This window comes from Cupriavidus sp. FW305-F7 (assembly GCF_058782875.1).
The window spans coordinates 1-6091 of record NZ_JBYSYC010000106.1; the positions used below are offsets into that span (position 1 = coordinate 1).

At 61.7% G+C, this 6091-nt stretch carries 4 protein-coding genes; 1 reads left to right on the forward strand and 3 read right to left on the reverse strand.

The window, feature by feature from the left end:
* Positions 1-105 precede the first annotated feature (105 nt).
* The gene (locus tag AC3WL8_RS39650; protein WP_492380224.1) at positions 106-1938 is read right to left on the reverse strand and encodes a recombinase family protein; all 1833 of its coding nucleotides are present in this window, start codon (positions 1936-1938) and stop codon (positions 106-108) included.
* A 230-nt stretch (positions 1939-2168) separates the two neighbouring features.
* Entirely contained in the window at positions 2169-2360 is a 192-nt protein-coding gene (locus AC3WL8_RS39655; RefSeq protein ID WP_492380225.1) for a hypothetical protein, read from the reverse strand.
* Between the two features lie 725 nt (positions 2361-3085).
* Between AC3WL8_RS39655 and AC3WL8_RS39660 the strand changes: the two genes are divergently transcribed.
* Positions 3086-5446 carry an acyl-CoA dehydrogenase family protein gene (locus AC3WL8_RS39660; protein WP_492380226.1) on the forward strand — a complete coding sequence of 787 codons (2361 nt, stop codon included), beginning with the start codon at positions 3086-3088 and terminating at the stop codon, positions 5444-5446.
* Positions 5447-5678: 232 nt separating this feature from the next.
* On the opposite strand, the gene AC3WL8_RS39665 is transcribed toward AC3WL8_RS39660, so the two are convergent.
* Complete coding sequence (locus AC3WL8_RS39665; RefSeq protein WP_492380227.1) at positions 5679-5942, reverse strand: hypothetical protein; 264 nt, start codon at positions 5940-5942, stop codon at positions 5679-5681.
* Positions 5943-6091 lie beyond the last annotated feature (149 nt).

The following is a 6091-nucleotide window of genomic DNA, read 5'->3' on the forward strand; positions in this document are numbered from 1 at the left end:
GAGCGCGTGTGGCAGCGTCAATACGCCAACCACGCCGAGGCACGGCGCGACATCACCCAGTACATCGTTGGTTTCTACAAGTATGTTTCATACTGCCCCACCTCGCTATGTGGTTGATAAATCTAGAGAACCTTGCCGCGTCGTTGGTATTGTGGGGTGGCCACGCCGTGCCTGGGCACGCGCCACGAGGTCGGCAACGCGATCGGCAGCGAGGGAATGACGATTGAAGATCCACGGTCCATTGGGCAAGGGGTGCTCTGCGGCGACTTCGCCGCGTTCGACCGCAAGCCTGAGGGTCTTGGGACTAATACCAATGAAGGCCGCAGCCTCGGTCAGATTCATCCATCCTTCGGCGGTCCGCTGCTCGCTTGAATAGACGGCAATCCGATGGTGGCTTCGCAGCGCAGTGACACGTTCCTGTGTCCAGTAATTGCCGCGTCCGGTTCGAAGGTCATTGCGATTGAGTATGCTGGCGATCAGCAAATCGGGACAGATCCGGGCAAGTGAGCGTACGGCATCAATTGCTTCGGGGGAAGTATGAGAGGCGTTCTGTCCGCGGCGCCGTCGTGGCACCCGAACCTCGGTATGTACGCCGCCTTTCCAGTGGATCACAAGCACGATTTCGTTCGTTGCATTGTCCACATCGACGACCACTTCATGGATCAACGTTCGTACAATACGCTTCCTCAGGCGGGCGTCGGCCTCTGGCCATATGGACTCCAGCGCCGTAGCAAGGTCGGCAAACTCCTCTGGCATCGCTGAGGGGATCTGGCCGGATGCGCCTACCTGTTGCTCGATGCGCGATTGCAGTTCCTTGACCCTCAACAGGGCATCATTCCAGCGCCGCTCCAACTCGTCGGCGACCAGTCGATTCTCGGGGTCGGCAGCGTCATACTGCTTCTGCGCCCGCTGCGCGGCATAGCGGGCCGCCTGCAGATCTCGCTGCAGCGCTGCCAGCACCTCATCTTGTTTCCGCGTCTCTTCTTCGCGAGCCACGATAGCTGCCTCGATTGCTGCAGGTTGAACGACCTGAAGGACCGCCTGTGCAATGGCCGCGTCGATGCGTGTGCCACCGAATGCGATACAACGGGGCTGCCCTTTGTCCAGCCAGGCACGATGACAGGAGTAGCGCAAGGCGTCATGCTGCTGGCCCGTGTAGTGTAGCGTGAGCTTGCTCGCGCAGCGACGGCACCGCAGCAGCCCCGCCAACAAAGCCTCCCCGCTCTTCGGCGCACCAGCATGTCCGGCCATCCGCACGTTGGCACTGATCGCGCGCTGGATTCGTTCGAACTCGTCCCAGGCAACGTACCCATCATGGGCTTCGGGAATCAGCGACAGCCATTGATCTCGCGGCTTGCGGCGATCACGCTTACGTGGTTCGCCGTCTTCATAGTGAATCGTGCATTCCGTCTTGCCATAGGCATATGCGCCGCCGTAAATCGGATTGGTCAGGATCTGGTAGACCGTGCCGTAGCTGGGTCGCTTCCAGTGGATTTCTCCGCGCGGTGTGCACGCCGGAAGCTGCAGCCCGTGCTCGAGGAACCATAGCAGTGTCTGGCGTACCGAACCGATCGCGCCGAACTGGCGGAACACCGACCGGATGGCCTCCTGCACACGCAAATCCGGATCCTTCTCCAGGCGCTGGTCTTCGGTCTTACGGTAGCCAACCGGCGCTGCTACGATGAGCTCGCCTCGCTTGGCATTCTCCCGCCGTGCTTCCAGCGACCGCTGACGCAGCAGGTCCAACTCGTATTCGTTGAGGCTGCCCTTCAGCCCGAGCAGCAAGCGATCATTGCTCTGTCGTGGGGCGTAAACAGTTTCCTGATCGACCAGCACAGTGTCGACGACTCGGCAGACTTCGACCAGTTGCTGCCACTCGCGACTGTTGCGTGCGAATCGCGACACCTCGCGCGCGGCAACAGCGCCCGACGCGGCCAAGGCAAACCTCTGCCACAATGCGCTCGAATCCCGTACGCGTCTGAGTTCCGGCCGCAGAGCGACCAAGATCCTCATCAATAACCTCGACCTCATGACAGCCTAACTGGTGCAGCCGATCCTGCATCGCATACTGCAGTTTCTGGCTTTCCAGGTTGTGGTTGACCTGGTACGCCGACGACTGACGGACGTACAGCACGGCTTTGCGTGCCAGATGCTGCGCTCTGATCTTGTCACTCATCATCGGCCTCCCGTTCGTGCACGGTGGCGAGCAGCCCCCGTCGGTGTTGCCGCAGCAGTTGCGCGAGCAAGCGGATCGTCTGCTGTCGTACCTCCGGCGGCAGGGTTGTCCATTGGGGCGTCTTTGGACAAGGATGGAACAGGTCGAGTTGATTGGCCGGTAGCGGGCTCGTCACGCGTCGCATCAGCACCTCCTGTATGGGACAAAGGATGGTGCTGCGCTTGTACCATACTGGCTTGGACGGCAAGCGACCTATCGGCCAGCAAGCGTCTCAACTCTCGGAGCGCTTCACAGTTGACTACGGGGGACGCTGCAGAGGTGAGGTGACAACAAACTATCGGATCGAACATCCACTGGGGCACCTCCAGCACGCGCGCCGACTCGCGCGAGTCCAGCGCACAGCGCAGAACGATCTCCCCATTCTTCGTGACTGTGTTGAAGATCCACACCCTGCATGCGTTCAGCGCGGGAGGCGCGCAATACCTCCGCCCGCCTCCAGCATCATGATCACCGGTGCTGCACGATTCATGGCAGACTCAGCTTGACTCAGCTTTCTTCTGTCAGAGGACGAAATGTGGGCCGCGAATTCGGGCGCACCATCGCGGCCCCCTTCCCTTTGTGCGGTTGCTCACCTTACCCGGGCTCCTTTGACCAGCGTGACCCGTAGCAATGTAGCGCGCCGGGTATCGCTGTTCAAATCTTATTTGACGACTATGCCGCTCTCAATTCGAGATCCGGTGCAGAGATGCGCCCGGAGCTGTTCCGGCTCGCCATGGGCGACCTCGCCGTTCGCGATTCGAGACTTGGCATCGCACAAGGCGGGCTGCACACTGTTTTCAGGATGGCCGGACATACCGAGCCGGCCGTGCCGCTATGACAACCATGCAAAGCGCCGCAGGCGCGCCACAAATGACGGAAACGACCCACAACTCTCAGGCCGAACTCGACGAACTTCTTGCAGCGATCGAAGACTCGGCGGAAAAGTTCCTGAAAGAAAGGGGCGGCCTGGCCGTGCCCCGGCGTCATCGTGCGTCTGAGCAAGACGTTCTACCGAAGTTGGAGTTCGGCAGGAAGGATTGGCAGAAAATCGCTGATCTGGGCTGGCCCGCGATTCTCGTCCCCTCATCGCTCGACGGGCTTGGGCTCGGTCTTCGCGCCGCCGCGGCGGTAGCGCGCAAAGTTGGACGTTGGCTGGCGCCAGAGCCGTTCACCGCGACGGCAGGCGTGGTCGCTGCGCTGCTTGCGAACGCGCAGACCGAGGCAGCACACGCACTGCTCGCCTCCGTGGTGTCCGGCGAGCGCATCATCGGCGTTGCGCTGGACCTCGACGAAGGCCCCAACCGCAGGGCCGCCCGTTGCAGGATTGAGCGCGGATCCGATGGCACGCGTCGCCTGTCTGGCACTGCGCCCTATGTGGTGCCGGCGGAGCCCGCGGACGGTTGGCTGATCGCGGCATGGGACGAGCAACTCCAGCCGGTGCTGCTGCTTGTGCGGTCCGGAGACGCAACGCTTACGGTCGTGCCTCAGCGCGAAGCGGACGGCCGCTGCCGGGTGGACCTAAGTTTCGACGGCGCTGCCGTGCGCGAGCAAGCCATCATGGCAGAGGGTGAGCGCGTGAGATCGCTGCTTAACCATGCGGTGCAAGTGGGACGCATCCTGTATGCGGCAGAACTTGTCGGTGCAGCGGAGAGGTTGCAGGAGCTCACACTGGAACACCTGACGCAGCGGCATCAGTTCGGGCGCGCCATCGGCAGCTTCCAAGTGCTGCAGCACCGGTGTGTCGACGTACGCACGCAAGTCGAACTGGCCCGGGCATGCCTCGATGAAGCTCTGTCGCCGCAAAGCGATGGCAGCAACGCCCGTTCACTCGAACTGAGCGCGGTGAGGGCAAAACTGCGTGCGTGCCGTGCAGCGATGGAATCGGCCCTGGCAGCGGTGCATCTGCATGGCGCCATGGGCATCACCGATGAGTGCGACGTGGGTTTGTACTTCAAACGTATTCTCACGCTGATGCCTCGCTTCGGAACCGAACGCATCCTGCAGCAGCGCTGGCTCCAGCTTGCAGGCACCGCCACGGAGGACAGTGCGGCGGTTGCCGAATGGCAAGGGGAGTTCCCGAAGACAGCCGACTGGGAAGCGATGCCGGAGCACCAGTTTCGCGCCATGGTAAGGGCCTTCCTGGTTCGCCACTACCCCGACCATCTGCGCCACATGCCGCGGCGCGTCCACTGGAACGAGATCGGCGACTGGTACCACTGCCTGTCCCGGCAGGGCTGGATCGCCCCGGCGTGGCCGGCCGCCCATGGCGGAATGGGGCTGCCACCCGCAAAGCTGATCGCATGGTTTGAGGAATTCGAATCGTACGGCGTGGCACGCGCGCCGGACCAAGGCGTCCTGATGGTCGGTCCGATCCTGATGCACTACGGCACGCCCGAGCAGCAGCGCCAGTTTCTGCCGCGAATTCTCAGTGGCGAGAACATCTGGTGCCAGGGCTATTCAGAGCCGAACGCGGGCTCGGATCTTGCCAGCTTGCGCACCGAAGCTAACTTGGATGGCGATCATTTCGTCGTTAACGGTCAGAAGATCTGGACCACGTTGGCGCAGGATGCCACACATATCTTCATGCTTGTGCGAACCGACAAGTCAGTCAAGCCGCAGGCCGGCATCAGCTTCCTGCTGTGCGATCTCAACTCGCCCGGCATTACCGTGCGGCCGATTCGGGATCTCGCCGGGAACAGCGAGTTCTGCGAGGTCTTTTTTGATGGGGTGCGCGTGCCCCGCGAAAACCTTGTGGGTAATCTGAATGACGGCTGGACTATTGCCAAGGCGCTGCTTGGCTTTGAGCGCCTGCATCTGGGCAGTCCCAAGCAGTCGCAGCACGCGCTGGGACACCTCCGGACCTTGGGGCAGCGAGGCGCGCTCATGGATGACCCCGCCTTCCGCTCCGCCTACGCCGAACTGGCGTTGGACGTCGCCGACCTCGGCGCCTTGTATGCCAAGTATGCAGACTACGTCAAACGCGGGAAACGGCTGCCCCCATCGGTGTCGATGCTCAAGATCTGGGCCACGGAGACCTATCAGAGAATCGGTCTTGCAATCATTCACTACGCAGGGAATTCCGCGGCATTGGCGGGTGAGGTGGACGTCGGCGGCAGTAGCGTGCATCTGCTGGCCCCATTGCTGAATGCTAGTGCCGCCAAGATCTACGGTGGGGCCAACGAAGTGCAGCGCAATATCCTTGCCCGTACTGTTCTCGAACTCCCTGGATAATCAGGGGTGTTGATATGTAGCCAGTTCGGCTTTGGCACGCACCTTTCCCAACGCAGATGCATCAAGCTCCAACCGTTCCAGCGGTTGCAGATAGAACTTGGGCTCGATCGGGCCAATAGACACATACTTCCAGTCGGCGCACTCATGGACGTCGTAGAAAGGCGCCCCGAATCCAACAGATTGGCGCCTCACTCCGGTCAGGTCCGATCCGGTCCGGTCAGGTCAGGTCAGGTCAGCCGCGCGCAGCCACGATTGCCGCGTCGACGACCTGTCGTTTGCCGACGAAACGCGCCTCCAGGCGGGTACTCACGATACCTAGTGCGGCATAGGCCGATGCGCCGGCATAGTCACCGACGACATTGAGCTGTACCGTCGGCGGCTCGCCCTCACGCCAAATCGCGTTGAGCAGGCCGGTGATGGCGATGTAGTGAGCCAGGCTACGCAGAAACGGCGCGAGGATTGGAGCGACGGCGGGGTGAGCGCGAGCAAGTGACAAGCAAGCGGCGAGAAGCCAGCGGGAAACAGATGTAGTTGATATCGTGCCCGGCCATCTGTGCCAACGGGCCATCCGGAGGTGTCAGGAATTCTGTGTGCTGAGGTCGGTTAAATAAATCTCAGCGTAGGGCGTTGGTGAAGCGGTCACCG